The organism is Tardiphaga sp., assembly GCF_041424195.1.
Taxonomy (GTDB): Bacteria; Pseudomonadota; Alphaproteobacteria; order Rhizobiales; family Xanthobacteraceae; genus Tardiphaga.
Window position 1 is genome coordinate 1 of the sequence record NZ_JBGMOE010000021.1, and the last position, 2,494, is coordinate 2,494.

Sequence of the window (2,494 nt, forward strand, 5' to 3'; positions counted from 1 at the left end):
TCCTTTTTGACACGGCCGAAGAAGTTCTCGGCCGTGGGGCGCCACCAATGCTCGACCTGAATGTCGAGCGCGCGACCAAGATGGTCATGGAACCCATTGGACCGTCCGCCCTCGGGAACGTTCAGGCTCGGCTCCAGCGTGCGTGCGATCGAGAAGGCCACCCAACTGCCGCGGGCCTCGTCGTCGAGCGCGCGAAAGGCGTCGAAACGTTCGGTCATGGTCTTGTGACCGGCCCAGCTCGTATCGAGACGCTGGCGCTGATCCTCGATGGTCTGCGACGCCATCGATCCTTCGTCGCGGAAGCCGAAGATCGGGAATTGGGCGCCGCTGGACTTGAGCGTCGAGTGGTTGCGGACGTAGTTCTGCTCGAAGACGACATTCTGCGCCATCAGGAAGATGGTGAGGTCCAGCGCCATCGCCGGATCACTGGCGATGTGAGCGACGAGGATCTGCCGGCGCTGGGTCGCCAGCTCGTCAATCAGCGTAGCGCTGAGTTTGGGTCCATGATCGATGTCGCCGGCGCCGTCGTCACCATTGGCACCGCCCGTCACCTTGGGCGCAGCATTCGGATCGACAACGGGCTTCTCGCTGAACATGCGGGTGTGAACGCGGGCTTCGCCATCACCACCGATGTAGACAAACGTCCCGATCTGCGCCCGGACCGCCGGATCGATCTCGCGACGGGATTCCTCGATGCTTTCAAGCTCCCGTTCGATCTCGTCGAGACGATCGTTCGCGACCTCGGCTTCCGGCGTCCCGTCCGTCAGTTCGCCCTCAAGCTGCTCGACGAGTTGGTCATTCTCGGCCGAAAGCGCTTCGACGCGCGCGCTTTCCGCTTCGCTGAGCGGCCGCGCGGGCGCGTGAAACTCGTGAAGCTGACGCTCGAGATCATAGGGAACGTGGGTGGCCGCGATTGGCGTTACGAAGGCGAGGCCCTCGGCCTGTGCGAGTTCGGCGGCGGCCGCCTCCAGCTTTTTGCCGGCAAGATCTTCGAGAAGATCGACGTCGATCCAGTTCTCGTCCCCCTCGGCGGCAAAGAGATCACCCTCGATGCGGCCGCCTGCGGCGACATAGGCATCGCGACCGATGAACCGCGCCTTGGCATCGTTCGCCTTGATCGTCCCGTTGAGGATCGCACGCCGGATGTTGTCGGGCTGATCGCCATAATAGGAGGTACTCATCTGTGCGAACACGCGAGCCTGACGATCGATGTCGCTCGTCACGGCATAGGCCTGAGCGACCCCCAGGGTGATTTCGCCGGCGGCGAGAGCCTGGAACACACTTGGTGCAAGCTCGGCAAGCCGCACCCGCTGCTCGACGAAGCGGGTGGTGACGCCCTGTCGCTTGGCAACGTCCTCGGCGGTCATCCCCTTCTGGATGAGGAAGTTGAACGCGGTGCTTTCATCCGCCGGGTTCATCGGAACGCGCTGAAAATTCTCGGTGAGGCTCGCCTCGACCGAGTTGTCGTCGTCGGTAAGGACGAGGACGGGCACGACATGGTCGACGGGCAGAGTGCCCTGTTCGATCAGGCTCTGGAGTGCGCGCAGCCGGCGCCCGCCCGCCTTGACGGTGAAATGGCCCGCCTTCTTGAGCGGGGTAACGATGAGGTTCTGCAACAAGCCTTGCGTTGCAATGCTGGCTGCGAGGGCGTCGATACTGGCCTCACGGCTGGATTTGCGGACATTGTCCTTGGACAGCGAGAGGTTCTTGACCTTTACGGACTGGATCATCGGTTGTCTCCATCTGGAACTGGCGCGCCGCCTCGGCGGTCACGCGAGCCTGCTCATCAGGCCCACAAAGCCGAAGGCTCCCTCCCCTCTCCTGCGCTGACCGCGGAGAGAGGAGCTGGATCGTCAGGCGGTGATGCGCTCGATGACGGCGGCGGCATGCGCGACGGGGACGAACATCCGCGTCCTGTGCTGGATGATGTCGGTAAAACAGCCCGCCGCCTTGAGTTCGGCAAGCCGCGTGTGCGGCCAATCGAGCAATTCGAGGCGCTGCTGGCCGGCGACCAGGCTGCGCTTGAGCCGGTAGGCTCCGACGGACGATATCTCGCCGGTCGTCATCACATGCTTTGCGGTATCGTCGACCGACACGGTGATGGCGGCATTTATCCCGAAGGCATCCGCGAGCTTCGACACCAGCGGTGCAGGGACGATCCGGCCGAGGAAGGACTGGCCGTCATCGGTGTTCAGCCGCCAGACCTGAACGTGATCGTCGGGCAAGCGATCCCAGACCGGCAGGAGCAGGCCCGCGACCAAATAGAGCGTGCTGGTGCGGGTCTTGTTCCGCATCTCCTCCACCTCGGCCTGCCACAGCGCCGAAAATTCCGCCTCGCTGGTCTCTTCCCACATCGTTTCGAGCAGCAAGTCTTGCCGCATCCGCTCGGAACGGGTCGGCCGAACCAGCTCGTAGCGGCGAACGATCTCACCATCGTCATCGGTGAGCGAATAGGTGCTGCACCGGATCGCGGCCCTGCCGGACTTGCGATTGA

1 protein-coding gene and 1 pseudogene are annotated in these 2,494 nt (G+C 63.6%); both read right to left on the reverse strand.

Annotation, left to right across the window (positions count from 1 at the left end):
- Positions 1–1,730, reverse strand: a 1,730-nt coding sequence (locus ACEK02_RS02680) for a ParB/RepB/Spo0J family partition protein (RefSeq protein WP_371420258.1), incomplete at its 3' end; no start/stop codon positions are given.
- 123 nt (positions 1,731–1,853) lie between these two features.
- A pseudogene (locus ACEK02_RS02685) lies at positions 1,854–2,494 on the reverse strand (methylase); the annotation flags it as partial.